The organism is Effusibacillus lacus, from assembly GCF_002335525.1.
Taxonomy (GTDB): domain Bacteria; phylum Bacillota; class Bacilli; order Tumebacillales; family Effusibacillaceae; genus Effusibacillus; species Effusibacillus lacus.
Genome location: NZ_BDUF01000095.1, coordinates 93,789 through 94,730 on the forward strand (window position 1 = coordinate 93,789; position 942 = coordinate 94,730).

Here is a 942-nt window from a genome sequence, read left to right on the forward strand (position 1 = left end):
GCCGGGAATTGGCCCGGGGTTTCCGGGATTGGCTGATCAAGCGGTTGCGACACCAATCGTTCATTCATTGGCAGATGGCGGATCACATCGGCTCTCATCAGGTTCCGTTGGATTTTTGGGGCAGGTTCCGAACCGATCAGCGGGGTTCCCACGCCAATCAGCTGAATATCAAGGAAGGCGGGTATCTGCCGCTTGTCAATCTGACCCGTTTGTGGTCCATAACGGCCGGGATTCAGGATACGAATACCGACTGCCGCATCGATGCCCTTATGCGGCGATGGTTCTGGGACGAACGCTTTGGAAACCGGGTGAAAGAAGCATTTCACACATTTCTCGGACACCGGATTTGGGGCCATTACTTGGAACCCGATTCTCTGACGGAACGGGAAAAGAATGCGTTGAAAACAGCCCTGGAAACCGTCCGGCACCTGCAAAAACAGTCCGTTCAACATTTTCGCAAACCAAAGTGAGTGATCGTTTATGAAGCTGGATCGTAGCGGAGTGTTCCGGAGATTCCTCCAGTCGAAGGCTGCAGGGATCTTGCCGCTTGCTGCCGGAACTGCACAGGGAGACATGCATGCGGAAGCGTTGATCCGGGGAATGCTGCAGGAAGCCAGACCGGAAGAAACCTGGAACGCTCCGCTTCTGGAAACCCGGTTTGTGGTGGCCGATACGGAAACCACAGGCTTTAACCCGAACACCGATGCGATTATAGCTGTGGGTGCTGTGGAAATGGAGGGCAACCGTATTCTGGCGGAGCGGACTTTTCACAAGTTCGTGCATTTGGGTTCGGACAAAAGGGTTCCACCCGTAGTCACGAAGCTCACGGGAATCCGGAACGAAGATCTGGCCGATGCTCCGCCTATTACCGAGGTACTGCAGCAGTTCCTCGCATTTGTAAAGGACGGAGTATTGGTGATGCACCACTCCTACCATGACGTA

Annotated in this window: 2 protein-coding genes; both read left to right on the plus strand. The window is 54.4% G+C overall.

The features are described 5' to 3' along the window. Positions 1-470 (plus strand): putative nucleotidyltransferase substrate binding domain-containing protein (locus EFBL_RS16360; protein ID WP_275539561.1); only part of this gene is annotated, 470 nt, incomplete at its 5' end. Positions 471-480: 10 nt separating this feature from the next. Continuing rightward, positions 481-942 (plus strand): exonuclease domain-containing protein (locus EFBL_RS16365; protein ID WP_269432710.1); only part of this gene is annotated, 462 nt, incomplete at its 3' end.